The organism is Streptomyces sp. NBC_01341, from assembly GCF_035946055.1.
GTDB lineage: Bacteria > Actinomycetota > Actinomycetes > Streptomycetales > Streptomycetaceae > Streptomyces.
Map to the genome: position 1 here is coordinate 6262274 of NZ_CP108364.1, position 26654 is coordinate 6288927.

General features: G+C 66.6%; 20 protein-coding genes, 3 rRNA genes and 1 riboswitch. Of the genes, 17 read left to right on the top strand and 6 right to left on the bottom strand.

The genetic code is table 11. The features are described from left to right. Positions 1-14 precede the first annotated feature (14 nt). Positions 15-464: a PTS sugar transporter subunit IIA gene (locus tag OG206_RS27635; protein ID WP_327120768.1), complete on the bottom strand. Its 450-nt coding sequence runs from the start codon at positions 462-464 to the stop codon at positions 15-17. Positions 465-1149: 685 nt separating this feature from the next. Between OG206_RS27635 and OG206_RS27640 the strand changes: the two genes are divergently transcribed. The 13 genes from OG206_RS27640 to OG206_RS27700 all read left to right on the top strand — a co-directional run bounded on the left by OG206_RS27640 (position 1150) and on the right by OG206_RS27700 (position 16406). Beyond that, positions 1150-2675 (top strand): 16S ribosomal RNA (locus tag OG206_RS27640). A gap of 296 nt (positions 2676-2971) precedes the next feature. Continuing rightward, a 23S ribosomal RNA gene (locus OG206_RS27645) occupies positions 2972-6096 on the top strand. A 79-nt stretch (positions 6097-6175) separates the two neighbouring features. Beyond that, a 5S ribosomal RNA gene (gene rrf, locus OG206_RS27650) occupies positions 6176-6292 on the top strand. Together the 16S, 23S and 5S rRNA genes form the textbook arrangement of a ribosomal RNA operon. A 146-nt stretch (positions 6293-6438) precedes the next feature. Beyond that, positions 6439-7047, top strand: a complete 609-nt coding sequence (locus OG206_RS27655) for a CDP-alcohol phosphatidyltransferase family protein (protein ID WP_327120770.1) — start codon at positions 6439-6441, stop codon at positions 7045-7047. A gap of 109 nt (positions 7048-7156) precedes the next feature. Next, on the top strand, positions 7157-9652 hold the full coding sequence (locus OG206_RS27660) for a mannose-1-phosphate guanyltransferase (RefSeq protein WP_327120772.1): 2496 nt from the start codon (positions 7157-7159) through the stop codon (positions 9650-9652). Between the two features lie 98 nt (positions 9653-9750). After that, the gene (locus tag OG206_RS27665) at positions 9751-10671 is read left to right on the top strand and encodes a DUF881 domain-containing protein (protein WP_327120774.1); all 921 of its coding nucleotides are present in this window, start codon (positions 9751-9753) and stop codon (positions 10669-10671) included. After that, on the top strand, positions 10668-11000 hold the full coding sequence (locus OG206_RS27670; RefSeq protein WP_003970459.1) for a small basic family protein: 333 nt from the start codon (positions 10668-10670) through the stop codon (positions 10998-11000). The genes OG206_RS27665 and OG206_RS27670 overlap by 4 nt, the downstream gene beginning before the upstream one ends. Before the next feature lie 5 nt (positions 11001-11005). Then, positions 11006-11827 (top strand): DUF881 domain-containing protein, encoded by an 822-nt coding sequence (locus OG206_RS27675; protein ID WP_327120776.1) that lies wholly within the window; start codon positions 11006-11008, stop codon positions 11825-11827. 190 nt (positions 11828-12017) lie between these two features. Further along, positions 12018-12767: an FHA domain-containing protein gene (locus OG206_RS27680; protein ID WP_327120778.1), complete on the top strand. Its 750-nt coding sequence runs from the start codon at positions 12018-12020 to the stop codon at positions 12765-12767. A gap of 42 nt (positions 12768-12809) precedes the next feature. Beyond that, positions 12810-13553 carry a transcriptional regulator FtsR gene (ftsR, locus tag OG206_RS27685; RefSeq protein ID WP_327120779.1) on the top strand — a complete coding sequence of 248 codons (744 nt, stop codon included), beginning with the start codon at positions 12810-12812 and terminating at the stop codon, positions 13551-13553. A gap of 53 nt (positions 13554-13606) precedes the next feature. Continuing rightward, positions 13607-14080, top strand: a complete 474-nt coding sequence (locus tag OG206_RS27690) for a bifunctional nuclease family protein (protein WP_006123076.1) — start codon at positions 13607-13609, stop codon at positions 14078-14080. A 169-nt stretch (positions 14081-14249) separates the two neighbouring features. Beyond that, on the top strand, positions 14250-14867 hold the full coding sequence (locus OG206_RS27695) for a MerR family transcriptional regulator (RefSeq protein ID WP_327120781.1): 618 nt from the start codon (positions 14250-14252) through the stop codon (positions 14865-14867). Between the two features lie 75 nt (positions 14868-14942). Continuing rightward, positions 14943-16406, top strand: a complete 1464-nt coding sequence (locus OG206_RS27700) for a DNA polymerase IV (protein WP_327120783.1) — start codon at positions 14943-14945, stop codon at positions 16404-16406. Here OG206_RS27700 and OG206_RS27705 read toward each other — a convergent pair. Beyond that, on the bottom strand, positions 16313-16699 hold the full coding sequence (locus OG206_RS27705; protein WP_327120785.1) for a PRC-barrel domain-containing protein: 387 nt from the start codon (positions 16697-16699) through the stop codon (positions 16313-16315). The two genes, OG206_RS27700 and OG206_RS27705, sit on opposite strands and share 94 nt — an antisense overlap. Positions 16700-16833: 134 nt before the next feature. Next, a riboswitch (glycine riboswitch) is annotated at positions 16834-16929 on the top strand. A 192-nt stretch (positions 16930-17121) separates the two neighbouring features. Between OG206_RS27705 and gcvP the strand changes: the two genes are divergently transcribed. After that, positions 17122-20007 carry an aminomethyl-transferring glycine dehydrogenase gene (gene gcvP / locus OG206_RS27710; RefSeq protein ID WP_327120787.1) on the top strand — a complete coding sequence of 962 codons (2886 nt, stop codon included), beginning with the start codon at positions 17122-17124 and terminating at the stop codon, positions 20005-20007. Between the two features lie 70 nt (positions 20008-20077). On the opposite strand, the gene OG206_RS27715 is transcribed toward gcvP, so the two are convergent. Together OG206_RS27715 and OG206_RS27720 are read right to left on the bottom strand one after the other, a co-directional pair. Continuing rightward, positions 20078-20284 carry a DUF5999 family protein gene (locus OG206_RS27715; RefSeq protein WP_103759919.1) on the bottom strand — a complete coding sequence of 69 codons (207 nt, stop codon included), beginning with the start codon at positions 20282-20284 and terminating at the stop codon, positions 20078-20080. Positions 20285-20568: 284 nt separating this feature from the next. After that, complete coding sequence (locus tag OG206_RS27720; RefSeq protein ID WP_327120790.1) at positions 20569-21165, bottom strand: hypothetical protein; 597 nt, start codon at positions 21163-21165, stop codon at positions 20569-20571. Positions 21166-21658: 493 nt separating this feature from the next. Between OG206_RS27720 and OG206_RS27725 the strand changes: the two genes are divergently transcribed. Together OG206_RS27725 and OG206_RS27730 are read left to right on the top strand one after the other, a co-directional pair. Beyond that, positions 21659-23164, top strand: a complete 1506-nt coding sequence (locus OG206_RS27725; RefSeq protein ID WP_327120792.1) for a glutamate-cysteine ligase family protein — start codon at positions 21659-21661, stop codon at positions 23162-23164. Between the two features lie 91 nt (positions 23165-23255). After that, on the top strand, positions 23256-24035 hold the full coding sequence (locus tag OG206_RS27730; protein WP_327120794.1) for a CPBP family intramembrane glutamic endopeptidase: 780 nt from the start codon (positions 23256-23258) through the stop codon (positions 24033-24035). Positions 24036-24057: 22 nt separating this feature from the next. Here OG206_RS27730 and OG206_RS27735 read toward each other — a convergent pair whose 3' ends face one another. Then, on the bottom strand, positions 24058-24879 hold the full coding sequence (locus OG206_RS27735) for a PhzF family phenazine biosynthesis protein (RefSeq protein WP_327120796.1): 822 nt from the start codon (positions 24877-24879) through the stop codon (positions 24058-24060). A 323-nt stretch (positions 24880-25202) separates the two neighbouring features. Then, on the bottom strand, positions 25203-25652 hold the full coding sequence (locus tag OG206_RS27740) for a DUF2199 domain-containing protein (protein WP_327120798.1): 450 nt from the start codon (positions 25650-25652) through the stop codon (positions 25203-25205). A 354-nt stretch (positions 25653-26006) separates the two neighbouring features. Between OG206_RS27740 and OG206_RS27745 the strand changes: the two genes are divergently transcribed. Then, positions 26007-26609, top strand: coding sequence for a PadR family transcriptional regulator (locus OG206_RS27745; RefSeq protein WP_327120799.1), 603 nt, complete (start codon positions 26007-26009; stop codon positions 26607-26609). The last annotated feature ends 45 nt before the right edge of the window (positions 26610-26654 follow it).

The following is a 26654-nucleotide window of genomic DNA, read 5'->3' on the forward strand; positions in this document are numbered from 1 at the left end:
TTGCGATGAGGCTGTCACTGCCAGCCGAACAGCGTGTCGCCGACCTTCACGTCGCCGTCCTCGCGGACCTCGGAGAGGGAATCAGTGGTCGCCTCCAGGGCGACGATCGGACAGATCGCCGACTTGCCGGCGGCCTCCACCCCTGCCGGGTCCCAGCGCACGATGCCCTGACCGCGGGTGACCGTGTCCCCCTTGTTCACGAGAAGCTCGAAGCCCTCGCCGTTGAGCTGCACGGTGTCGATCCCGAGGTGCGTCAGCACCCCATGGCCCTCGTCATCGACGACGACGAACGCGTGCGGGTGAAGGGACACGACGATTCCATCGACCGGCGAGACGGCCTCGGAGGGCTCGCGCACGGGATCGATGGCAGTACCGGGACCGACCATCGCGCCGGAGAAGACGGGGTCGGGAACCGCGGTGAGCCCGATGACGCGGCCGGCGAGAGGGGACGTCACAGTGGTCATGGAGAGCCTCCAGGGGGGGTGGGGATCCGTAGGTCGCCGCCATGGCTGATGGAGGACGGCGTACTGATCAGCAGCGTAAGTCATATGAAGTCCCGGTTCCGCCCGAGAGCTACCGGTTGGCCGACCTAGGGGCGCTCAGGAAACGATTTGCCTCGCCTCACAGCGGCCTGTACTGTCGTACCCCTGCCTGGCCCCATCGGGACTTCAAGTCCGGGGTCGGCAGCGACTTCCAAGCCCAGACTCTAACTCTGATTGTGTTCCCGCATGCCTGCGAGACCGTGGTCACTGGAGAGGGAAAAGGCCTGATAGAGTCGGACTCGCCGGAAAGGGAAACGCGAAAGCGAAGAACTGGAAAGCGAAAAGCAGTATCCCGCTTCGACCGGGAATCGGACACGAAAGAGTCTGATAGAGTCGGAAACGCAAGAACGAAGGGAAGCGCCCGGAGGGCCCCGGTGAAACGGGACCGAAGGAAGCGTCCGTTCCTTGAGAACTCAACAGCGTGCCAAAAGTCAACGCCAGATATGTTGATACCCCGGCCTGCTTGGGCAGGTTGGTGGTTCCTTTGAAAAGTCCTGCGGGATCTTCGGATCCGGTAGGCAACAACAGCGAGGACGCTGTGAACAACCGGTCATATTCCGACCTGGTTGTTCCGCTCTCGTGTTGTGATCCCGATTACGGGAAAACATTCACGGAGAGTTTGATCCTGGCTCAGGACGAACGCTGGCGGCGTGCTTAACACATGCAAGTCGAACGATGAAGCCTTTCGGGGTGGATTAGTGGCGAACGGGTGAGTAACACGTGGGCAATCTGCCCTTCACTCTGGGACAAGCCCTGGAAACGGGGTCTAATACCGGATAACACTCTGTCCCTCATGGGGCGGGGTTAAAAGCTCCGGCGGTGAAGGATGAGCCCGCGGCCTATCAGCTTGTTGGTGGGGTAATGGCCTACCAAGGCGACGACGGGTAGCCGGCCTGAGAGGGCGACCGGCCACACTGGGACTGAGACACGGCCCAGACTCCTACGGGAGGCAGCAGTGGGGAATATTGCACAATGGGCGAAAGCCTGATGCAGCGACGCCGCGTGAGGGATGACGGCCTTCGGGTTGTAAACCTCTTTCAGCAGGGAAGAAGCGAAAGTGACGGTACCTGCAGAAGAAGCGCCGGCTAACTACGTGCCAGCAGCCGCGGTAATACGTAGGGCGCAAGCGTTGTCCGGAATTATTGGGCGTAAAGAGCTCGTAGGCGGCTTGTCACGTCGGATGTGAAAGCTCGGGGCTTAACCCCGAGTCTGCATTCGATACGGGCTAGCTAGAGTGTGGTAGGGGAGATCGGAATTCCTGGTGTAGCGGTGAAATGCGCAGATATCAGGAGGAACACCGGTGGCGAAGGCGGATCTCTGGGCCATTACTGACGCTGAGGAGCGAAAGCGTGGGGAGCGAACAGGATTAGATACCCTGGTAGTCCACGCCGTAAACGTTGGGAACTAGGTGTTGGCGACATTCCACGTCGTCGGTGCCGCAGCTAACGCATTAAGTTCCCCGCCTGGGGAGTACGGCCGCAAGGCTAAAACTCAAAGGAATTGACGGGGGCCCGCACAAGCAGCGGAGCATGTGGCTTAATTCGACGCAACGCGAAGAACCTTACCAAGGCTTGACATATACCGGAAAGCATCAGAGATGGTGCCCCCCTTGTGGTCGGTATACAGGTGGTGCATGGCTGTCGTCAGCTCGTGTCGTGAGATGTTGGGTTAAGTCCCGCAACGAGCGCAACCCTTGTTCTGTGTTGCCAGCATGCCCTTCGGGGTGATGGGGACTCACAGGAGACTGCCGGGGTCAACTCGGAGGAAGGTGGGGACGACGTCAAGTCATCATGCCCCTTATGTCTTGGGCTGCACACGTGCTACAATGGCCGGTACAATGAGCTGCGATGCCGCGAGGCGGAGCGAATCTCAAAAAGCCGGTCTCAGTTCGGATTGGGGTCTGCAACTCGACCCCATGAAGTCGGAGTTGCTAGTAATCGCAGATCAGCATTGCTGCGGTGAATACGTTCCCGGGCCTTGTACACACCGCCCGTCACGTCACGAAAGTCGGTAACACCCGAAGCCGGTGGCCCAACCCCTTGTGGGAGGGAGCTGTCGAAGGTGGGACTGGCGATTGGGACGAAGTCGTAACAAGGTAGCCGTACCGGAAGGTGCGGCTGGATCACCTCCTTTCTAAGGAGCATCTAGATTCCGCAAGGAATCCAGAGCCACTACGTCGGCAAATGTTCGACGGTGGTTAGCTCATGGGTGGAACGTTGACTATTCGGCACGATCGGCAAGTTTTTGTGAGTACTGCTTCGGCGTGGAAAACGGGAACGGGTTGGTCGGGTCGGGCACGCTGTTGGGTATCTGAAGGTATGGCCGTGAGGCTGCCTTCGGTTGCCGGCCCCAGTGCACTCACCTGTAAGGGTGGGGTGATGGGTGGCTGGTCGTTGTTTGAGAACTGCACAGTGGACGCGAGCATCTGTGGCCAAGTTTTTAAGGGCGCACGGTGGATGCCTTGGCACCAGGAACCGATGAAGGACGTGGGAGGCCACGATAGTCCCCGGGGAGCTGTCAACCAAGCTTTGATCCGGGGGTTTCCGAATGGGGAAACCCGGCAGTCGTCATGGGCTGTCACCCGCTGCTGAACACATAGGCAGTGTGGAGGGAACGCGGGGAAGTGAAACATCTCAGTACCCGCAGGAAGAGAAAACAACCGTGATTCCGGGAGTAGTGGCGAGCGAAACTGGATGAGGCCAAACCGTATGCGTGTGATACCCGGCAGGGGTTGCGCATGCGGGGTTGTGGGATCTCTCTTTCATAGTCTGCCGACTGTGAGACGAGTCAGAAACCGTTGGTGTAGGCGAAGGACATGCGAAAGGTCCGGCGTAGAGGGTAAGACCCCCGTAGCTGAAACATCAACGGCTCGTTTGAGAGACACCCAAGTAGCACGGGGCCCGAGAAATCCCGTGTGAATCTGGCGGGACCACCCGCTAAGCCTAAATATTCCCTGGTGACCGATAGCGGATAGTACCGTGAGGGAATGGTGAAAAGTACCGCGGGAGCGGAGTGAAATAGTACCTGAAACCGTGTGCCTACAAGCCGTGGGAGCGTCGCGCATCGAGCTTGCTCGGTGCGTCGTGACTGCGTGCCTTTTGAAGAATGAGCCTGCGAGTTAGCGGTGTGTAGCGAGGTTAACCCGTGTGGGGAAGCCGTAGCGAAAGCGAGTCCGAATAGGGCGATTGAGTTGCACGCTCTAGACCCGAAGCGGAGTGATCTAGCCATGGGCAGGTTGAAGCGGAGGTAAGACTTCGTGGAGGACCGAACCCACCAGGGTTGAAAACCTGGGGGATGACCTGTGGTTAGGGGTGAAAGGCCAATCAAACTCCGTGATAGCTGGTTCTCCCCGAAATGCATTTAGGTGCAGCGTCGTGTGTTTCTTGCCGGAGGTAGAGCACTGGATAGGCGATGGGCCCTACCGGGTTACTGACCTTAGCCAAACTCCGAATGCCGGTAAGTGAGAGCACGGCAGTGAGACTGTGGGGGATAAGCTCCATGGTCGAGAGGGAAACAGCCCAGAGCATCGACTAAGGCCCCTAAGCGTACGCTAAGTGGGAAAGGATGTGGAGTCGCAGAGACAACCAGGAGGTTGGCTTAGAAGCAGCCACCCTTGAAAGAGTGCGTAATAGCTCACTGGTCAAGTGATTCCGCGCCGACAATGTAGCGGGGCTCAAGCGTACCGCCGAAGTCGTGTCATTCACACATATAGGGCCAACGCCTGTGTGGATGGGTAGGGGAGCGTCGTGTGCCGGGTGAAGCAGCCGCGGAAGCGAGTTGTGGACGGTTCACGAGTGAGAATGCAGGCATGAGTAGCGATACACACGTGAGAAACGTGTGCGCCGATTGACTAAGGGTTCCTGGGTCAAGCTGATCTGCCCAGGGTAAGTCGGGACCTAAGGCGAGGCCGACAGGCGTAGTCGATGGACAACCGGTTGATATTCCGGTACCCGCTTTGAAACGCCCAATACTGAATCAGGCGATGCTAAGTCCGTGAAGCCGGCCCGATCTCTTCGGAGTTGAGGGTAGTGGTGGAGCCGACGAACCAGACTTGTACTAGGTAAGCGATGGGGTGACGCAGGAAGGTAGTCCAACCCGGGCGATGGTTGTTCCCGGGGTAAGGGTGTAGGCCGTGTGGTAGGCAAATCCGTCACACATTAAGGCTGAGACCTGATGCCGAGCCGATTGTGGTGAAGTGGATGATCCTATGCTGTCGAGAAAAGCCTCTAGCGAGTTTCATGGCGGCCCGTACCCTAAACCGACTCAGGTAGTCAGGTAGAGAATACCGAGGCGTTCGGGTGAACTATGGTTAAGGAACTCGGCAAAATGCCCCCGTAACTTCGGGAGAAGGGGGCCATCACTGGTGATTGGATTTACTCCATGAGCTGGGGGTGGCCGCAGAGACCAGCGAGAAGCGACTGTTTACTAAAAACACAGGTCCGTGCGAAGCCGTAAGGCGATGTATACGGACTGACGCCTGCCCGGTGCTGGAACGTTAAGGGGACCGGTTAGTGCACTTTCGGGTGTGCGAAGCTGAGAACTTAAGCGCCAGTAAACGGCGGTGGTAACTATAACCATCCTAAGGTAGCGAAATTCCTTGTCGGGTAAGTTCCGACCTGCACGAATGGCGTAACGACTTCTCGACTGTCTCAACCATAGGCCCGGTGAAATTGCACTACGAGTAAAGATGCTCGTTTCGCGCAGCAGGACGGAAAGACCCCGGGACCTTTACTATAGTTTGATATTGGTGTTCGGTTCGGCTTGTGTAGGATAGGTGGGAGACTTTGAAGCAGCCACGCCAGTGGTTGTGGAGTCGCCGTTGAAATACCACTCTGGTCGTGCTGGATGTCTAACCTGGGTCCGTGATCCGGATCAGGGACAGTGTCTGATGGGTAGTTTAACTGGGGCGGTTGCCTCCTAAAGAGTAACGGAGGCGCCCAAAGGTTCCCTCAGCCTGGTTGGCAATCAGGTGTTGAGTGTAAGTGCACAAGGGAGCTTGACTGTGAGACCGACGGGTCGAGCAGGGACGAAAGTCGGGACTAGTGATCCGGCAGTGGCTTGTGGAAGCGCTGTCGCTCAACGGATAAAAGGTACCCCGGGGATAACAGGCTGATCTTCCCCAAGAGTCCATATCGACGGGATGGTTTGGCACCTCGATGTCGGCTCGTCGCATCCTGGGGCTGGAGTCGGTCCCAAGGGTTGGGCTGTTCGCCCATTAAAGCGGTACGCGAGCTGGGTTTAGAACGTCGTGAGACAGTTCGGTCCCTATCCGCTGTGCGCGTAGGAATATTGAGAAGGGCTGTCCCTAGTACGAGAGGACCGGGACGGACGAACCTCTGGTGTGCCAGTTGTCCTGCCAAGGGCATGGCTGGTTGGCTACGTTCGGAAAGGATAACCGCTGAAAGCATCTAAGCGGGAAGCCTGCTTCGAGATGAGTATTCCCACCACCTTGAGTGGTTAAGGCTCCCAGTAGACGACTGGGTTGATAGGCCAGATGTGGAAGCCCGGTAACGGGTGGAGCTGACTGGTACTAATAGGCCGAGGGCTTGTCCTCAGTTGCTCGCGTCCACTGTGTTAGTTCTGAAATAACGAACGGCCGTGTTTTCATCCGGTGTTGGTTAATTTCATAGTGTTTCGGTGGTCATTGCGTTAGGGAAACGCCCGGTTACATTCCGAACCCGGAAGCTAAGCCTTTCAGCGCCGATGGTACTGCAGGGGGGACCCTGTGGGAGAGTAGGACGCCGCCGAACAATTATTCCGGGAAAGCCCCGTGCCCTTGTGGCACGGGGCTTTTCTGCGTTTCCGGCCGGCTTCCGCCCCCCTGTGCACCGGTGATCGAGGACTGAGGGTAGGGTCAGGGGGCATCATTGGCACGTTCTTCACAGGAGGCCCCCGGGTGGAGGTCCAGGAGACTCGAGTTCAGACGGACCGAGTACTCACCATCCCCAACATCCTCAGCATGGCTCGCCTCGTCGGCGTACCGCTTTTCCTGTGGCTGATTCTTCGTCCCGTGTTCGGGGGGCCCAACAGCGATGGCTGGGCTTTGCTGGTACTGATGCTGAGCGGTGTCAGTGACTACCTCGACGGCAAGCTCGCCCGTAGGTGGAATCAGATCAGCAGTCTGGGCCGGCTCCTCGACCCGGCTGCGGACCGCCTCTACATTCTGTCCACCCTCGTCGGACTCACCTGGCGCGAGATCCTGCCGCTGTGGCTGACGGCCGCACTCCTCGCCCGAGAGCTGATGCTGCTCGTCATGGTGGGAATCCTGCGCAGGCACGGCTACCCGCCGCCTCAGGTGAACTTCCTCGGCAAAGCCGCGACCTTCAACCTGATGTACGCCTTCCCCTTGTTGCTGCTCAGCGACGGAAGTGGTTGGCTGGCTACGCTGGGTACGATTTTCGGATGGGCGTTCGCCGGATGGGGTACAACCCTCTATTGGTGGGCAGGGATCCTCTACGTGGTCCAAGTCCGCCGTCTGGTCAAGGCGGACGCAGTAGCCGATTAGCCCGTTGTCGTGGCGCCGTGCAGAGTCGCCGGCCCGCACCGATCGCCGGTGCTGCCCCGACGGGTGAAGTCGGCTCGACCGTCGTCTCTTCGAGGAGGACGTTACCGACATGAAGGCCGTCGTGATGGCAGGCGGCGAAGGCACACGCCTTCGCCCCATGACTTCGAGCATGCCCAAGCCGCTCCTGCCCGTGGCCAACCGGCCCATCATGGAGCACGTGCTGAGGCTGCTCAAACGGCATGGGCTCAATGAGACCGTCGTTACCGTCCAGTTCCTCGCCTCTCTCGTCAAGAACTACTTCGGCGACGGCGAAGAACTCGGGATGGAGCTCAGCTATGCCAACGAGGAGAAGCCACTCGGCACCGCGGGCAGCGTGAAGAATGCCGAGGAAGCCCTCAAGGACGACACCTTCCTCGTCATTTCCGGCGACGCGCTCACCGACTTCGACCTCACCGATCTCATCGCTTTCCACAAGGAGAAGGGCGCACTCGTCACGGTGTGCCTGACCCGGGTTCCGAATCCTCTGGAATTCGGAATCACCATCGTGGACGAGCAGGGCAAGGTGGAGCGCTTCCTCGAAAAGCCGACCTGGGGACAGGTCTTCTCGGACACCGTGAACACGGGCATCTACGTCATGGAGCCCGAGGTATTCGACTACGTCCAGGCCGACACCTCCGTGGACTGGTCGGGCGACGTGTTCCCCCAGCTCATGAAGGACGGCAAGCTCATCTGCGGTTACATCGCGGAGGGCTACTGGGAGGACGTGGGCACGCACGAGAGCTACGTGAAGGCCCAGGCCGACGTGCTCGAGCGCAAGGTCGACGTGGAGCTGGACGGCTTCGAGATCTCCCCCGGGGTCTGGGTGGCGGAAGGCGCCGAGGTCCATCCGGACGCGGTCCTCCGGGGCCCGCTCTACATCGGCGACTACGCCAAGGTCGAAGCGGGCGCGGAAATCCGCGAACACACCGTGATCGGCTCGAACGTCGTCGTGAAATCCGGTGCTTTCCTGCACAGGGCCGTCGTCCACGACAACGTGTACGTGGGTGAGCACAGCAATCTCCGCGGCTGTGTCATCGGAAAGAACACCGACGTCATGCGGGCAGCCCGCATCGAGGACGGCGCGGTCATCGGCGACGAGTGTCTCGTCGGCGAAGAATCGATCATCCAGGGCAACGTCCGGGTCTATCCGTTCAAGACCATCGAAGCCGGCGCCTTCGTCAACACATCGGTGATCTGGGAGTCACGCGGACAGGCCCATCTGTTCGGAGCCCGCGGTGTCTCCGGAATCCTCAACGTCGAGATCACACCGGAGCTCGCCGTGCGACTCGCCGGTGCCTACGCGACGACGCTGAAGAAGGGCGCGACGGTCACCACCGCGCGAGACCACTCCCGGGGCGCCCGCGCACTGAAGAGAGCCGTCATCTCGGCACTGCAGGCCAGCGCCATCGACGTACGTGACCTCGAGAACGTGCCGCTGCCCGTCGCGCGTCAGCAGACCGCGAGGGGCAGCGCCGGCGGGATCATGATCCGTACGTCGCCGGGTGTGCCCGACTCGGTCGACATCATGTTCTTCGACGAACGGGGCGCCGACCTCTCGCAGGCGCGGCAGCGCAAGCTGGACCGGGTGTACGCCCGGCAGGAGTACCGCAGGGCCTTCCCCGGCGAGATCGGGGACCTGTACTTCCCGTCGAGCGTCTTCGACTCCTACACGGGCTCCCTGCTCCGCAACGTCGACACGGCGGGTATCGCCGACGCAGGGCTCAAGGTCGTCGTGGACGCCTCCAACGGCAGCGCCGGGCTTGTCCTGCCCAGCCTGCTCGGGCGTCTCGGTGTGGACGCCCTCACGATCAATCCCGGGCTCGACGAGTCCCGGCCGACCGAGTCCGCGGAGTCGCGCAGGGCCGGCCTGGTGCGTCTCGGTGAGATCGTGTCGTCCGCGCGTGCCGCCTTCGGCGTGCGGTTCGACCCGGTCGGCGAGCGGCTTTCGCTGGTGGACGAGCGCGGCCGCATCATCGAGGACGACCGTGCCCTGCTGGTCATGCTCGACCTCGTGGCGGCGGAACGGCGGAGCGGGCGGGTGGCCCTGCCGGTGACGACCACACGCGTCGCCGAACAGGTCGCGGCCTACCACGGCACGCAGGTGGAGTGGACGACCACGTCGCCGGACGACCTGACACGGGTGGGCCGGGAGGACTCCACCATCTTCGGCGGTGACGGGCGCGGCGGTTTCATCGTCCCGGAGTTCAGCAGTGTCTTCGACGGTGCCGCCGCCTTCGTCAGGCTCATCGGTCTGGTGGCGAGGACGCAGCTCACGCTCAGCCAGATCGACGCGCGCATTCCGCGTGCCCATGTGCTGCGCCGGGACCTCGCCACCCCGTGGGCGGTCAAGGGTCTCGTCATGCGCCGGGTCGTCGAGGCGGCCGGTGAGCGCAGCGTGGACACCACCGACGGTGTCCGGGTCGTCGAGACCGACGGCCGTTGGGTGATGGTCCTTCCGGACCCGTCCGAGGCGGTCACCCATCTGTGGGCGGAAGGACCCGACGACGCGGCGACCCAGGCGCTTCTCGACGAGTGGGCGGCCGTCGTGGACAGCGCGGGCGACTGAGCAGGTGAACCACGGCCCGGAAGCCCCTGCGCGGCGGCTTCCGGGCCAATGGCGGGCGCATTCGGCGGCTGCCGCCATGACGTGCGACGATGTGCGGCATGTCGCAGCCGCCCCCCGATCGGAGTAGCGCAACGCCGCCTCCCCGTCCCGACGCGTCCATGTCGCTGCTGACCACGGTGATGGAGCACAGCCTCGACGAGGGATACGCCGAAGCCTCGGCACGCCGCAGTGCGGACGGCAGCGCCGGTATGCCGCGCACGCTCAAGGCGAAGCTCGGCCTCGGCGCGGGTCTGGTGCTCGCCGCCCTCGTGGTGACCCTCGGCGCCGCCGAGGCCCGCGTCGCGGCGCCTGTCCTGGCCAAGGAGCGCGAGGAGCTCATCGACCGCGTCAATGCCGAGACGTCCAAGGCGGACGCGCTCGAGAAGGACGTCGAGGCCCTGCGCGAGGACGTCGGCGAGCGGCAGCGCAAGGCCCTCGAGCAGCACGGCGGGGATCAGGGCGGGCTCGTGGCGCTGCTCTCCGGTGCGACCCCGGTCGAAGGGCCCGGCGTCAAGCTGGTCATCGACGACGCGGAGGACACCGACCAGGGGGGTGGTGGCCCGCGTGAGTCCACCGGCTTCGCCGACACGGGGCGGGTGCGCGACCGGGACATGCAGCGCGTCGTCAACGGCCTCTGGCAGTCCGGGGCGGAGGCCGTCGCCATCAACGGGCAAAGGCTGACCGCCCTGTCGGCCATCCGTGCCGCGGGCGACGCCATACTGGTCGACAACAGGCCGCTGGTGCCGCCGTACACGGTGCTCGCGGTGGGGGACGGGAAGAAGCTCGTCAGCACGTTCCGCGACAGCGCGGACGGCCTCTATCTGCAGGCGCTGCACGAGAGTTTCGACATCCGTACCAGTATCTCCGCCCAGGAGATGGTGCGTCTGCCTGCCGCGCCCAGCCTGATCGTACGTACAGCAGAGCCTCAGGCCGCAGACACGGGAAGTGGTGCGGCAGACTCAGGGAAGGGCACATCGTGATCGCCGTACTGGGCCTCGTCGTGGGAGTCGTGGTCGGACTGTTGGTCCGGCCCGAAGTGCCGGCGGTGGTCGAGCCGTATCTGCCGATCGCCGTCGTGGCAGCACTGGACGCCGTCTTCGGCGGCTTGCGGGCCATGCTCGACGGGATCTTCGTGGACAAGGTCTTCGTGGTGTCGTTCCTGTCGAACGTCGTGGTGGCGGCCCTCATCGTCTTCCTCGGCGACAAACTGGGCGTCGGCGCGCAGCTCTCCACCGGTGTGGTGGTCGTGCTCGGCATCCGTATCTTCTCCAACGCCGCGGCGATCCGCCGCCATGTCTTCCGGGCTTGAGGCCGATGAGCAGCGAACAGCACCCGAGCAGCGAGGAACCGCCCGGCGCGCTCCCGCCGGAGGCGCCCGAGCCTTCGCCGTCGGCGCCGTCGGCTCCGGCCGAGGGGGTCTCCGGCCGTCAGCGGCTGAGGGCGGGGCTCTGGCCGCCCAGAGTGAGCAGGGCCCAACTCATCGTCGCCCTCCTGCTGTTCGTCCTTGGCCTGGGTCTCGCGATCCAGGTCCGGTCGAACAGCGACAACAGCGCCCTGCGGGGCGCCCGCCAGGAGGACCTGGTCCGCATTCTCGACGAGCTCGACAACCGCACGCAGCGCCTGGAGGACGAGAAGCAGCGCCTCGACGACCAGCGCACGGAGCTGGAGAACAGCTCCGACCAGGCGGAGGAGGCGCGTAAGCAGACCCTCGAGAAGGAGCGCCAGCTCGGTATCCTGGCCGGTACGGTCGCGGCGCACGGCCCCGGGATCACGCTGACCATCAGCGACCCGAGCGGTGCGGTCGAGCCCGACATGCTTCTCGACACCATCCAGGAACTGCGCGCCGCGGGTGCCGAGGCCATCGAGATCAACGGTGTCCGGGTGGTCGCCAACACGTACTTCTCCGGTGACGGGGGAGACCTGAAGGTCGACGGCCGCAAGATCGAGGCTCCGTACGAGTTCAAGGTCATCGGCAAGCCGCAGGACCTCGAGCCCGCCCTCAACATCCCCGGCGGTGTGGTGCAGACGCTGGAGAAGGAGCAGGCCACGGCGGAGGTGGCCCGCGCCGAGGACATCGTCGTCGATGCCTTGCGTCCGGCGAAGCAGCCTGATTACGCTCGGTCGTCGTCCCGGTGAGGACGTGGTGCACAGTGGTGGAAGGACATGGGTACGAGGTTGCGGGGGGTCGGCGCAACGGATCGGTGGCCCGTGGTGGAAACTGTCGGGTGGACACGGACGTTGTGAAGATGTCCGGGTCGGCAGGTGTGTTCGTTCAGGGTTCGTCCTGCCCCACGGGCGGGTCTATTTCGGTCAAGGGGAAACGCCCGTGAAGTTGTTTGCGAAGTTGTTCGGAAAGAGCGCCCGCGAGGACAGCGGCAGTGCTGCCCGCCACCGCGCCCCGCGCCAGGGCCAGGGGGCCGAGGAGCAGGGCACGGAGCGCCCGCTCTTCCGCGATGAGATGCCGGGTTCCCCCGGCGGGTCCGGCGCGTCGTCCGGCGGCACCGCCGGTGCAGGACGCATAGGCTTCGGGGGCCCGTCAGCCGGCGGAGGGCTGGTCTGTCCGAGGTGCGGGCACGGCAATGCCGAGGCCGGCCGTTTCTGCTCCAACTGCGGTGCGCCGCTGAGGGGCGGGATTCCCGAGCGCGCCTCGGAGACGACGTCCACGATCTCGATCTCCGGCATCGAGGCGTACGAGGCCGAGGCGACGGGCCAGACGGTCCTTCCCTCGCTCTCGCCGGAGGCCCAGGCCGCGGTCGACGCCCTGCCCGCCGGATCCGCGCTCCTGGTGGTCCGGCGAGGCCCCAACTCGGGCAGCCGCTTCCTGCTGGACGGTGACCTGACGACGGCCGGCCGGCACCCGCAGGGTGACATCTTCCTGGACGACGTGACCGTGTCGCGGCGCCATGTGGAGTTCCACAGGAATCCGGACGGTAGTTTCACCGTGGGCGACGTCGGCAGCCTCAACGGCACCTACGTCAACCGTGAGCGCATCGATTCCGTCGCGCTGTCCAACGGCGACGAAGTCCAGATCGGGAAGTACCGACTGGTCTTCTACGCGAGCCAGCGCGGCGTGTGACCCTTCCCCGGACCCAGTCCGGGGGGACCCCCAGGAAGGTCCATGCTGCGAACACCGACAGGCGGTGCCGGTCACGGCACCGCCGCCGCGGTCGAGCGCGCGATGAGCATCGGCACGGTGCTCCTCCAGCTGCGCGACGAGTTCCCCGAAGTCACCATCTCCAAGATCCGCTTCCTGGAGGCGGAAGGGCTCGTCGAGCCGGAGCGGACACCATCGGGCTACCGGAAGTTCAGTTCCGCCGACGTCGAGCGGCTGGCCCAGGTCCTGCGGATGCAGCGGGACCACTATCTGCCGCTCAAGGTCATCCGGGAGCACCTGGACGCCCTGGAGCGCGGTGAGCAGGCCACTCTGCCCTCCGGCGCAGGCCCGGGTGAGCCCGGCGACCCTCCGTGGGACCAGGACGCCGGACGGGCCACCGCCTCCCGCGTCGGACGGCCCGAGCTCCTGGCGGCAGCCGAGATCAGCGAGGAGCAGCTCGTCGAGTGGGAGGCGTACGGCCTCGTCGTCCCGGCCGCGGGGGGCAGCTACGACGCCGAAGCGGTGACGGTCGCCAGGCTGGTGGCGGATCTGGGCCGTTTCGGCCTGGAACCCCGGCATCTGCGGGCCGTGAAGGCCGCGGCCGAGCGTGAGGCCGGTCTGGTCGAACAGGTGGTCGCGCCCTTGCGCCGGCACAGGAATCCGCAGACCAGGGCCCACGCGGAGGCCACCGCGAGGGAGCTCGCGGATCTCTCCGTCCGGCTCCACGCCGCGCTCGTGCAGACGGCCCTGAAAGCCGGGTTCCGCTGAGCCCGGAGGAGCCCGACTATCCAAACATGGCGAGCACGTCCTAGGGTTGCTGTGTGAACGAGCTCGACGTTGTGGGTGTCCGGGTGGAAATGCCCTCCAACCAACCGATCGTGCTCCTGCGTGAAGTGGGAGGCGACCGGTACCTCCCTATTTGGATCGGCCCTGGGGAAGCGACCGCGATCGCCTTCGCCCAGCAGGGCATGGCTCCGGCCAGGCCGCTGACCCATGATCTCTTCAAGGATGTGCTCGAGGCCGTCGGCCAGGAGCTCACCGAGGTCCGGATCACGGACCTGCGTGAAGGGGTCTTCTACGCGGAGCTTGTCTTTGCCAGCGGTGTCGAGGTGAGCGCGCGGCCTTCCGACGCCATAGCGCTCGCGCTGCGCACCGGCACGCCGATCTACGGCAGTGACGGTGTGCTGGACGACGCCGGCATCGCCATTCCCGACGAGCAGGAGGACGAGGTGGAGAAGTTCCGCGAGTTCCTCGACCAGATCTCGCCGGAGGACTTCGGTACCAACAGCCAGTGACCGTGCGACAGCGGCCGGAATCAGCGCATCCGACAAGCCGTTCCCGCGAATCAGTCACGGGAAACCACCCTCAGGGTGATTATCACTCGGCGTGCCGAGTGTGGCGATCGTTGACGCACCCCTGGTGACTGCCTACCTTCGAGATGGCAGGTCAAGGACGGAGGTCGGCGTGAGAAGCAGCGGCGACGGTACGGCTGAGGGTGGGCCGTACCGGCAGCACGGCAGTGCGGCCGGCCACTCCATCAGACAGCCGGTTCAGCCGGCGGTGGTGGCAGCGGACGGTGTGGCAGTGGCAGGGGACATCGGCTATCGGGGGCCCACAGCGTGCGCGGCGGCCGGGATCACCTACCGACAGCTCGACTACTGGGCGCGCACGGGGCTGGTGGAACCGAGCGTCCGTCCGGCGTACGGCTCGGGGACGCAGCGCCTCTACAGTTTCAGGGACGTCGTACTCCTCAAGATCGTCAAGCGGTTCCTGGACACCGGTGTGGCGCTCCAGAACATCCGCACGACCGTCCAGCATCTGCGGGCCCGCGGGTTCACGGACCTCGAGCGCATGACCCTCATGAGCGACGGCGCGACGGTCTACGAGTGCTCCTCGCCGGACGAGGTCGTCAGCCTCCTCCAGGGGGGACAGGGGGTCTTCGGTATCGCCGTCGGTGTCGTGTGGCGTGACGTGGACGTGGCGCTCTCGCAGCTTCACGGTGAGCGCATCGACACCGGCGAGACGCTGGTCGGCAACAACCCGGCCGATGAACTGGCCCGGCGGCGCAACCGCGCGGGCTGACAAGGCACCTCCCCCGACCGCCCCGCACGTGCCGTGCGGGGCGGTTGTCAGTGGCGTAGGGCAGCATCGGTTCCTGTGAGACCCGTGCCCACCATCCTGCATCTGGACATGGATGCCTTCTACGCCTCTGCGGAGCAGGCGGCGAAGCCCAGCCTGCGCGGCAAGCCGGTGGTGGTGGGCGGCCTCGGCATGCGCGGCGTCGTCGCCACCGCGTCCTACGAGGCCCGGCGCCTGGGAGTGCACTCCGCGATGCCGACGGCGCAGGCCAGACGGCTGGCCCCCAACGCGGCGTACCTCGTCCCGCGCTTCTCGCTGTACAGGACCGTCAGTGACCAGGTGATGGAACTGCTCGGCCGGCTCTCACCGCTCGTCGAGCCGCTCAGCCTCGACGAGGCCTTCGTCGACCTGGAGGCCGGTGGCGTCGCCGACGACTCCGCCTCGGCCCGGGCCCTCGGCGTACAGCTGCGCACGGTCATCAGGGCGGTCACCGGACTCAGCGGATCCGTCGGCCTGGCCGGGTCCAAGATGCTGGCCAAGATCGCCTCGGAGGAGGCGAAGCCCGACGGTCTGATGCTGATCGAACCGGGCACCGAGCGCGAGCTTCTCGCGCCGAAGTCGGTGCGGATCCTGCCCGGTGTGGGGCCCGCCACCGGTGACCACCTGCGGCGCGCCGGGATGACGGTCGTCCAGGACCTCGCGGAGGCCGGTGAGGCGGAGCTCGTGCGTCTGCTGGGCAAGGCACACGGGGTCGCGCTCCATCGCATGGCACAGGGCTTCGACGACCGGCCGGTCGTCGCGGAGCGCGACGCGAAGTCCGTGTCGGTCGAGGACACCTTCGATGTGGACCTGCACGACCGTGTACGGGTCAGGACCGAGGTGGAACGTCTGGCGGACCGTTGTGTGCGACGGCTGCGGGGCGCGGGACGGTCAGGACGGACCGTCGTGCTCAAGGTGCGCCGCTACGACTTCTCGACGCTCACCAGGTCCGAGACCCTGCGTGGCCCCACCGACGACCCCGGGGTGGTCCGGGAGGCCGCCGCGAGGCTCCTGGAGGCCGTGGACACCACCGGCGGCGTGCGCCTCCTCGGGGTCGGTGTCACGGGGCTCGCAGACTTCACGCAGGAAGACCTGTTCGCTCAGGCCGCCGAGGCGGAGCAGGCCGAGGTGTCCGCCGCGGCGGACACCGACGCGGCGGAACCCGTCGTCACCACCGAGGAGGCGGCCCTCGACAGCACCGCACTGCTGTCCGGCCGCCGTTGGTCCGCCGGACACGACGTACGTCACGAGGTCCACGGACACGGCTGGGTTCAGGGCAGCGGTGTCGGGCGGGTCACCGTGCGGTTCGAGGAACCGTGGACGGCGCCGGGAAGGGTGCGCACGTTCCGCGTCGACGACCCGGAGCTCCACCCGGCCGATCCGCTTCCTCTGGTGCGTGACCCGGTGGACTACTCCTCCTGGCCGGCCAGCTTCCCGAAGTCGCGGTCCCTCTCCGGGGCGGACGGGGCGGACGGGGCGGGCGGAACGGAGTCCAGCCCGTAGTGGCGGTAGAGCTGCAGCTCCTGCTCGGGTGAGAGGTGGCGGCCCACCCCGAAGTCCGGCGCGTCCTTGATCAGCGCCCGGTCGAAGGGGATCACCAGGGTGCCGTCGACGAACTCGCTCGGCTCCAGCGGGACGAACGCGTCCCGGGTGAACAGGCCGGTGCGCACCGCCGCCCACTCGGGTACGCCCGTCGCGTCGTCGAGATAGACCTCGTCCACGGTTCCGATCTTGGCCCCCAGGCGGTCGAAGGCCTTGCGGCCGATCAGGCTGCGCGGATCGATGTCGGTCTGCACGGTGCCTCCCACTGCTCGCAACTGCGTCGGGGTGGTCGCGACTGCTCCACAGGCACTACACAAGGCCAGATCCGTGGCATCGGCCACTCGAGACGGGCATCGCCCGGCCCGCTGGTAGGCTGGAACACGGCTGCTGACCCCGCGCGGGAGAGTCCTTCGGAGCGATCCGGAGGCGCCGAAGGAGCAACTCCTCCCCGGAATCTCTCAGGCCCCCGTACCGCACGGACGAGGCCACTCTGGAAAGCAGGACGGAGTCCGTACGGCACACGCCGCGACGGGCACCGCCCTCACCGACGGTGAAAGCCGGCGTGCCGCAGGCGTGCCGGTGAAGCTCTCAGGTCGAGATGACAGAGGGGGAGGCCGTTCGGGCAGCCACGCCGTGGCGCCCCTCGCAGGTCGTGACAGACCAGGAGGCCTCCATCATGACCCCCCGTCGCACTCCGCTCTCCCAGCTGGAGCAGGGCATCCCCTTCGAGCAGCGTCACATCGGGCCCGATGCCGAGGCCCAGGCGAAGATGCTGGCCCAGGTCGGCTACGGCTCCCTCGACGAGCTCACCGCCGCCGCGGTGCCCGACGTGATCCGGAGCGCCGAGGCCCTGGACCTTCCCTCGGCGCGCACCGAGGCCGAGGTCCTGGCCGAGCTGCGAAGCCTCGCGGACCGTAACCAGGTGCTCACCCCGATGATCGGGCTCGGCTACTACGGCACGTTCACCCCGCCGGTCATCCTGCGGAACGTCATGGAGAACCCTGCCTGGTACACGGCCTACACGCCGTACCAGCCGGAGATCTCCCAGGGCCGGCTGGAGGCCCTGCTGAACTTCCAGACGATGGTCGCCGACCTGACGGGGCTGCCTACCTCAGGTGCCTCGCTCCTGGACGAGGGGACGGCCGCCGCGGAAGCCATGGCCCTCGCGCGGCGCGTCGGCAAGGTGAAGAACGGTGTCTTCCTGGTCGACGCCGACACCCTGCCGCAGACCGTCGCCGTGATCGAGACCCGCGCCGAGCCGACCGGCGTCGAGGTGGTCGTCGCCGACCTCTCGGCCGGTATCCCGGCCGAGATCGCCGAGCGGGGCGTGTTCGGTGTGCTGCTCCAGTACCCGGGCGCATCCGGTGCGGTGCGGGACATCAAGCCCGTCATCGACCAGGCGCACGAGTTCGGGGCGATCGTCTCCGTCGCCGCGGACCTGCTGGCGCTGACCCTCCTGACGTCGCCCGGCGAACTGGGCGCCGACATCGCGGTGGGCACCACGCAGCGCTTCGGCGTCCCCATGGGCTTCGGCGGACCGCACGCGGGCTTCATGGCCGTACGCGAGAAGTTCGCCCGCAGCCTGCCGGGCCGCCTGGTCGGTGTCTCCGTCGACGCGGACGGCAACAAGGCCTACCGCCTGGCCCTGCAGACGCGCGAGCAGCACATCCGCCGTGAGAAGGCCACCAGCAACATCTGCACCGCCCAGGTGCTGCTGGCGGTCATGGCCGGCATGTACGCCGTCTACCACGGTCCTGACGGCCTGCGCACGATCGCGCGGCGCACGCACCGCTTGGCCGCCATCCTGGCCGGCGGACTGCGTGCCTCCGGGATCGACGTCGTGCACGACGCGTACTTCGACACCCTCACCGTCCGCGTCCCCGGCGCGGCGGCCGATGTCGTCACCGCCGCGCGCGGCCGCGGCGTGAACCTGCGCCTCGTCGACGGCGACCACGTCTCCGTCGCGTGTGACGAGACCACCACCCGCAGCGCGCTCTCCGCGGTCTGGGCCGCCTTCGGGGCGGAAGGCGACATCGAGGCGCTGGACGCCTCGGAGCCCGACGCGCTTCCCGAGTCCGGGCTGCGCACCGACGCCGTCCTCACCCACCCGGTCTTCCACCAGCACCGCTCCGAGACGGCGATGCTGCGCTACCTGCGCAAGCTCGCCGACCGCGACTACGCGCTGGACCGCGGCATGATCCCGCTGGGCTCCTGCACCATGAAGCTCAACGCGACTGCCGAGATGGAGTCGATCACCTGGCCCGAGTTCGGTGCGCTGCATCCGTTCGCACCGGCCGAGCAGGCGCAGGGCTTCCTCACGCTCATCCGTGAGCTGGAGGAGCGCCTTGCCGAGGTCACCGGCTACGACGCCGTCTCGATCCAGCCGAACGCCGGCTCGCAGGGCGAGTTCGCCGGTCTGCTGGCCGTGCGCGCCTACCACCGCGCCAACGGGGACCACGGACGTACGGTCTGTCTGATCCCGTCCTCGGCGCACGGCACCAACGCGGCGAGCGCCGTGATGGCCGGCATGAAGGTCGTCGTGGTGAAGACCGCCGACGACGGCGAGGTCGACATCGCGGACCTCCGGGACAAGATCGCCAAGCACCGCGACGAGCTCGCCGTCCTCATGATCACCTACCCCTCCACGCACGGTGTTTTCGAGGAGCACGTCGCCGACATCTGCGGCGAGGTGCACGACGCGGGCGGCCAGGTCTACGTGGACGGCGCCAACCTCAACGCCCTGGTCGGTCTCGCCAAGCCGGGCCACTTCGGCGGCGACGTGTCCCACCTCAACCTGCACAAGACGTTCTGCATCCCGCACGGCGGCGGCGGCCCGGGCGTCGGCCCGGTCGGCGTGCGCGCCCACCTGGCGCCGTACCTCCCCAACCACCCGCTGCAGCCCGCCGCGGGCCCGGAGACGGGTGTCGGACCGATCTCGGCCGCCCCGTGGGGCTCCGCCGGCATCCTGCCCATCTCGTGGGCTTACGTACGCCTGATGGGGGGCGAGGGGCTGAAGCGTGCGACGCAGGTCGCCGTACTCGCGGCCAACTACATCGCCAAGCGGCTGGAGCCGCACTTCCCGATCCTGTACAACGGCCCGGCCGGACTGGTCGCGCACGAGTGCATCGTCGACCTGCGGCCCATCTCCAAGGCGACCGGCGTCAGCATCGACGACGTGGCCAAGCGGCTGATCGACTACGGCTTCCACTCGCCGACCATGTCGTTCCCGGTGGCCGGGACCCTGATGATCGAGCCCACCGAGAGCGAGGACCTCGCGGAGCTCGACCGTTTCTGCGACACGATGATCGCCATCCGTGGCGAGATCGAGAAGGTCGCCGACGGTACCTGGAGCGGCGAGGACAACCCTCTGAGCAACGCCCCGCACACCGCGGCCGCGCTCGGCGGCGAGTGGGCGCACGCCTACAGCCGCGAGGAGGCGGTCTTCCCGGCAGGCGTCACGCCTTCGGACAAGTACTGGCCGCCGGTGCGCCGGATCGACGGTGCCTTCGGTGACCGCAATCTGGTCTGCTCCTGCCCGCCCCTGGACGCGTACGACCAGTAGGCACGCGGACGCGCGTCGGGGCCGGTTCGGAGACTCCTCCGGGCCGGCCCCCGTGTTTCCCCGGCCGCGGTCAGGCGGCCTTCATCACCTGACCGCTTTTCAGCGGCCGGTGAGGTGCGATGATCTGGCCGTCCGGGAGCAGCTCGCCGGTGTCCTCGAAGAGCAGGACGCCGTTGCACAGCAGGCTCCAGCCCTGTTCCGGGTGGTGGGCCATCAGGCGTGCCGCCTCCCGGTCGTTGGAGTCGGCGGTCGGGCAGGGTGGCTGGTGCTGGCACATGGATGGGTTCTTTCGCTGCGTCGATTCGAGTGTGCTGCGGCTGGACGAGGTGTTCATGGCCGTCCCCGTATCAAGTCGGTCCGTTCCCAGTGTTGCCCTACGGGCGTCGATCCGCAGGGATTTCGCGGCAGCTGCTGTTCTCCTCCCATGACGCATCACCCGGCCGGACGGTTCAATCCAACTGCACTGTCCGTTCGGATGGTTCGGGGTGACCCGGCCGGACTAGTCCGGCCGGGTACACGTGTGCCCCCGCCGAATGGTCGGCGGGGGCGTGACGACGAGGATCAGGCCGGCGTGCCGAGCAGACCGGGGAGCGGAGCCGGGGTGACACGCAGGGTCATGACCGGCAGCAGGTCGGCGACCCGGTGCGGACGGTGGGGCGTGATGCCCGGAGGCGCGGGAGCCAGGGGCACCAGGACGTCGTTCGGTGCGAGTGCTCCGGCGCCCGCGTCGTCCTCGGTGTCGCGGTGGAGCCACAGCGTGAGCATGTACAGCTCGGGGATCGAGAGCAGGCGCGGCTGGTAGTGCGTCGTCGACGACTCCGCCTGGCGTACGGCGATTTCGGTGGAGACGATGTACGGGCCCTCGAAGAAGTGCGAGAAGGTCCAGCCGTCGGCGGTCAGCATGGTGTCCGCGGCGGCGACGGCGCGTTCCTTGCCCCGGATGAGGAACCGCCAGCCCGCGAGGCGGGTGAGGGGTGCTGCCTCGTGCGGCGCGATCCGGTCCAGCACGTGCACGGGGAGCGGGAGTTCGGGGCTCATCGATCCCTGGACGGACCGGAGGGCGGGCGTGTGGGCTTCTCGGACGGCGGTGGGAGAACCGAGTGCCGCGAGAACGCTGCGCAGTGCGGGCGCGGGAGCCGGTGAAACATGCAGCGGCATAGTGGGTCGCCTCTCACTTCGGAGACACGGTGGTGCGTGGGCGGGTGCAGACGGCGCTGTCGGCGTGCAACGGGGCCAGAGGAAGGCCGGTGACGGGCGGACTGGCCGATGCGTCAACTCTCTGCCTCGTCCGCAGAGTTTATACGACAAATGTTCACACGATGTTTCGGCTAGCCTTCCCGCGCATTGCGCGCAAGGCGGATTCGAGCCTTTGAATTGCGGAGTTCCTGTGGATTCAGTCCGGTCCGGACGTCTGCCGCCAGGTATTTTCCCTCCACGGCGGTAGGCTGAAACCCGTCGGTGTTTCCACTTGCGGCGCAACACCGCACGCTGCATATGCCTCATGCCGACGGAATGTGCCTCCGGTCTCAGTCGACACACTACTGGGAGTCCGCGGGCCGCGGGGGCGTTACGGATCATCTCGGCGGGGCATTATCGATCCTGATACGAGCGGCCTGTGCCGTGGGCCGCCCACTCGAGGAGGGACCCTTCGATGGGCGAGAAGATCGTGGCGGGAGCCTTCGCCCCGTCCGATCGGCAGGCGTACCGCGAGAAGCTCGTCCAGTGCCTGAGCGGGCTGGAGAGGCTCCTGTCGGAGCGACGGTTCGACCGGCCCCGGAATCTCATGGGGCTGGAGATCGAACTGAATCTCGCGGGTTCCGACGGCATGCCGAGGATGCGGAATGCTGAGGTGCTCCAACGCATCGCGAGCCGGGATTTCCAGACGGAACTGGGGATGTTCAATCTGGAAGTGAACATTCTTCCGCACCGGTTGAGCGGCCGGGTATTCGATCAGCTCGCCGAGGAGTTGCGCACCGGACTCGCCTATGCGCATCGCAAGGCGGCCGAGGTCGACGCGGGGATCGTGATGATCGGCATCCTGCCCACACTCGGACGGGACGACGTGGTGTCCGCGAACCTCTCGGACGTCGATCGCTACACCCTGCTCAACGATCAAATGGCCGCGGCCCGCGGAGAGGATTTCGTCCTCGATATCGAAGGCGTCGAACGGCTGGTCTCCACCTCCGCCTCCATCGCCCCCGAATCGGCCTGCACATCGGTGCAGTTGCACCTGCAGGTGACACCGGACCGCTTCTCCGACGTCTGGAACGCCGCGCAGGCCATCGCGTCCGTGCAGATCGCCCTCGGCGCCAACTCCCCGTTCCTCTTCGGCAAGGAGTTGTGGCGCGAGTCGAGGCCGCCGCTGTTCCAGCAGGCCACGGACGTGCGCCCGCCCGAGCTCAGGAACCAGGGGGTACGGCCCCGCACCTGGTTCGGGGAGCGCTGGATCGACTCGGCGTACGCGCTCTTCGAGGAGAACGTGCGCTACTACCCGCCCCTGCTGCCGATCTGCGAGGACGAGGAGCCGCTGCGGGTCCTCGACCAGGGCGGGGTTCCTGCCCTGGGCGAGCTCGTCCTCCACAACGGCACGGTCTACCGGTGGAACCGGCCGGTCTACGGACTGGCCGACGGCGTCCCGCACCTCAGGGTGGAGAACCGGGTCCTGCCCGCGGGGCCGACCGTCACCGACGTCATCGCCAACGCCGCGTTCTACTACGGGCTCGTGCGCGCGCTCGCCGACGAGTCCCGGCCGGTGTGGACCAGGCTGTCCTTCGAGGCGGCCGAGGAGAACTTCGACGCGGCCTGCCGCCACGGCATCGACGCCGAACTGCTGTGGCCCCGCCCGGGCCGTTCGGGAGGTGTGGCGAAGGTGCCCGCCGTCAAGCTCGTCCGGGACGAACTGCTGCCGCTCGCCGCTGCCGGGCTCGACGCCTGGAACATCGAGCCCTCCGACCGGGACCGCTACCTCGGTGTGATCGAGGAGCGCTGCCGGCTCCGCGTGAACGGTGCCTCGTGGCAGGTCGACACCTACCACCGCGCGCTGGAGGCCGGTCTCGAACGGGAGGGCGCCCTCGCGGCCATGACCCGGCGCTACGGCGAGCTGATGCAGGTCGGCGAACCGGTCCACACCTGGCCCGTCGGCTTTCCCGCCCCCTGAGGAGCGGGCCGCCCGGTGTCCCGCCACCGCCGCGCCGTCGGGCAAGCTAGGACGCACAACCGACGGCAGGCGTACAGGTAAGGCGGGTCGCGTGACTGCAACCATTCCCCGGGAGGAGGCGTCCCCGCGGATCCTGAGGTCGGAGACCCTGCTCGTGCTGGCTCTCTCGCTCGGGGCCAGCGGCGTCTCCGCCCTGATCAGCTTCGTCGGGTCGCTGACGAAGCCCGGGGGCCTCAAGGACCAGGCCGCGACGCTGAACGGGTCGTACGCCCCCGGACGTCCCTGGCTCGACCTCGCCTGGCAGTTGTTCGGCATCGCGACCGCGCTGGTACCGGTCGCCCTGGTGGCCCACCTCCTCCTGCGCGAGGGAGCCGGTCTGCGGACCCTCGGACTGGACCGCACCCGGCCCCGGCAGGATCTCGGCCGGGGCACTCTGGTCGCGGCCGCCATCGGCAGCGCCGGGCTGGCGTTCTATCTGGCGGCCCGCGCCGGGGGGTTCAACCTGACGGTCGTACCGGAGTCGCTGCCCGAGGTCTGGTGGAAGTTCCCCGTACTGATCCTCTCCGCCGTGCAGAACTCCCTCGTCGAGGAAGTCATCGTCGTCGGGTACCTCCTGCGCCGGCTCGGGCAGCTGGGATGGACACCGATGGCCGCGCTGGTGGCGAGCTCCGTGCTCCGCGGCTCCTACCACCTCTACCAGGGGATCGGCGGGTTCATCGGCAACGTGGTCATGGGCGTGGTCTTCGTGGTGCTGTACCGGCGGTGGGGACGGGTCGGACCGCTGATCGTCGCGCACGCGTTGCTCGACATCGGGGCTTTCGTCGGATACGCCCTGCTCGCGGGGAAGGTGGGCTGGCTGCCCACCCCCTGAGACGCGGCCCGGGTTCGTGTGCTCAGAGCGAGGTGAGCAGTTCGCCGTCGACGACCGTCACGGCGCTGCCGGTCAGCAGGGTGCGCCCACCCCGCAGTGAGGTGCGCACCAGGCCCGAGCGGGCGGACGCCTGCAGGCCGGTGAGGTCGTCACGGCCGAGCCTGGCCGACCAGAAGGGGGCCAGGGCGGTGTGCGCGCTGCCGGTCACCGGGTCCTCGTCGATCCCGACCCGCGGGAAGAAGCCGCGCGACACGAAGTCGTACGCGCCCGCCGCGTCGCCGGCTGCGGCGGTGGCGATGACACCGCGGCGGGAACACGCGGCGAGTGAGGCGAAGTCCGGGCGCAGGGCGCGTACGGCGGCCTCGTCGGCCAGCTCCACCAGGAGATCACCGACGTGTTCCCCCGTGTCGTGCACGGAGAGGGGGGACGCGCCGAGCGCTTCCACGAGTCCGGGGGGAACGGCGACGGGCGTCAGGGGCGCGGTGGGGAAGTCCAGGGTGAGGGAGCCGTCCTCGTGCGCGACAGTGCGAAGGATGCCTGAACGGCTCGCGAACCGCACGGTGCCGCTCGCGGTACCCGTCGTGTGCAGGACATGGGCCGCCGCCAGTGTCGCGTGTCCGCAGAGATCCACCTCGGTGGCCGGGGTGAACCAGCGCAGCGCCCAGTCGGCATCACCGCCGGGCGGCAGCGGGTGCGCGAAGGCGGTCTCCGAGAGATTGAGCTCGGAGGCGATCGACTGAAGGCGGGCCGACTCGGGGAACGGGCCCGCGTCGAGGAGGAGGACCCCGGCCGGGTTGCCGGCGAAGGGGCGGTCGGTGAAGGCGTCGACGATGCGGATCTTCATGCCGTCGACGGTAGGCGTGACGCCTCCGGGCGGTCCAAGGCCAATCAGGGATGTGCGGCCCGTCCGGGCCGGGCGGACATCCGGATTCTCCGGGGCCGACGGGATGACCGAACCGTGTCCGCGGCGACCGACCCCCGGCCCGGACAGCGGTGTCCGGTGCCGACGGGTGGCCTCCGCCTCCGGGTCAGCACGTCGACTCCGCGGTCACCGCGGGGCGTGACTCGTCTCAGTGAAGTTTGACCGTTCTCACTGAAGTTTGACCGGTCGCTGCTCTACGTTGCTCCTCCGCCGTGCGCCCTCGCCGGGCCTTGACCTGCGGTGACTCAGGCCGGATGCAGCACAGCCATGGCGATCTCACGCACGCGGTCCTGCGTGATCCCGGTGCGCTGTTCGACGGCGAGCGGGTGGTCGGTGGGCTCCAGCTCGATGAAGGGCCTCTCGCCAACCGGTCGGGTGTGGGCGTTGGTCTTCAAGTCGGTGGTGCTCTCGGAGTAGAGCGCGAGCTCCGTGCTGAGCCAGCCGAAGTACGGCTTCTCCGCCTCACGCCCCTCCGTATTCCACACGTCGAGGGCACGGGCAAAGTTGTCCTTGCTCAGGGAGACCCAGACGCCCCACGAGAAGACGTCCTCGCTGCCGATCACAGGTATCTCGATCAGGCCCCGGATGAAGAAGTGCTTGCCCTTGATCACGCACTGGTCGGACGACAGCATGCTGGCCTGATCGCTCTCGAAGCTGGAATCCCAGACATCAGGAGCCATGGTCGAGTAGCTCATGGGGAGCTCTGCGTGGTAGTCGCCGCAGCATGAGCACGTGAAACCGAGATCGTTAGACATGGCGCGAGACTAGCGACCGCATAGAGAGCGGGGCTGGCCCGGGTCACCAGCACCCGCTGGTCGCACGCCGGCGTCGTCGCCCAATCCCGGTTCGCTTGCCCCGTCTGGTCAAACTTCGATGAGACGAACAGGCCGCTCGTCAATCTTCGGTGAGACCGGTGAATCTTCGCTGAGACAGGACAGGGCGGCCGAGGTGATGGTTCTTGTCAGACGATAGTTCCCGATATATCGTTGAGTCATCGCGACAGATCAACGACAGAGTCGCGTGACACCGCACAGGAGAGGAGCGCAGTCATGCGTTCACATGGACATGAACACGGATGCGGCCCCGGGCGCCGAGGCGCCGGCAGGGGAGAATTCGACGGAGGCCGCCCCGCCTTCGGCCCCTTCGGCCCGCCCTTCGGTGGCGGGCCCTTCGGCGGCGGCGGCGGGCGTGGCCGGGGAGGCGGCCGGGGGAGGGCCAGGCGTGGTGACGTACGTGCGTCGATCCTGACGCTGCTCAAGGACCGTTCGATGCACGGGTACGAGATGATCCAGGAGATCGGTGAGCGCAGTGGAGGGGCCTGGCGGCCCAGTCCCGGCTCTGTGTACCCCACGCTCCAGCTGCTGGAGGACGAGGGTCTGATCGTCAGTGCGAGTGAGGGTGGCAAGAAGTTGTTCACCCTGACCGAGGCGGGCCGCACGGAGGCCGAGTCCGGCCCCGACGCACCCTGGGAGGAAGCCGGGCGCGGGGTCGACTGGGAGGGCGTGAACGAGATCCGGCAGGCCGGTTTCGGTCTGATGGAGGCGTTCGGCCAGGTCTGGAAGACCGGCTCCGCCGGCCAGCGGCAGAAGGCCCTGACCGTGATCGGCGACGCGCGGAAGAAGCTGTACCTGATCCTCGCCGACGAGGACTGAGTCATGAGGCTTCGCCGAACATCCGAGAGGGGCCCCGTCCGTGGG

What these genes read in the sequence shown, in the direction of transcription:
- OG206_RS27635 (WP_327120768.1), bottom strand. Translation starts at nt 464, where the DNA reads ATGACCACTGTGACGTCCCCTCTCGCCGGCCGCGTCATCGGGCTCACC.
- OG206_RS27660 (WP_327120772.1), top strand. Translation starts at nt 7,157, where the DNA reads ATGAAGGCCGTCGTGATGGCAGGCGGCGAAGGCACACGCCTTCGCCCC.
- OG206_RS27665 (WP_327120774.1), top strand. Translation starts at nt 9,751, where the DNA reads ATGTCGCAGCCGCCCCCCGATCGGAGTAGCGCAACGCCGCCTCCCCGT.
- OG206_RS27675 (WP_327120776.1), top strand. Translation starts at nt 11,006, where the DNA reads ATGAGCAGCGAACAGCACCCGAGCAGCGAGGAACCGCCCGGCGCGCTC.
- ftsR (WP_327120779.1), top strand. Translation starts at nt 12,810, where the DNA reads ATGCTGCGAACACCGACAGGCGGTGCCGGTCACGGCACCGCCGCCGCG.
- gcvP (WP_327120787.1), top strand. Translation starts at nt 17,122, where the DNA reads ATGACCCCCCGTCGCACTCCGCTCTCCCAGCTGGAGCAGGGCATCCCC.
- OG206_RS27715 (WP_103759919.1), bottom strand. Translation starts at nt 20,284, where the DNA reads ATGTGCCAGCACCAGCCACCCTGCCCGACCGCCGACTCCAACGACCGG.
- OG206_RS27720 (WP_327120790.1), bottom strand. Translation starts at nt 21,165, where the DNA reads ATGCCGCTGCATGTTTCACCGGCTCCCGCGCCCGCACTGCGCAGCGTT.
- OG206_RS27725 (WP_327120792.1), top strand. Translation starts at nt 21,659, where the DNA reads ATGGGCGAGAAGATCGTGGCGGGAGCCTTCGCCCCGTCCGATCGGCAG.
- OG206_RS27735 (WP_327120796.1), bottom strand. Translation starts at nt 24,879, where the DNA reads ATGAAGATCCGCATCGTCGACGCCTTCACCGACCGCCCCTTCGCCGGC.
- OG206_RS27740 (WP_327120798.1), bottom strand. Translation starts at nt 25,652, where the DNA reads ATGAGCTACTCGACCATGGCTCCTGATGTCTGGGATTCCAGCTTCGAG.
- OG206_RS27745 (WP_327120799.1), top strand. Translation starts at nt 26,007, where the DNA reads ATGCGTTCACATGGACATGAACACGGATGCGGCCCCGGGCGCCGAGGC.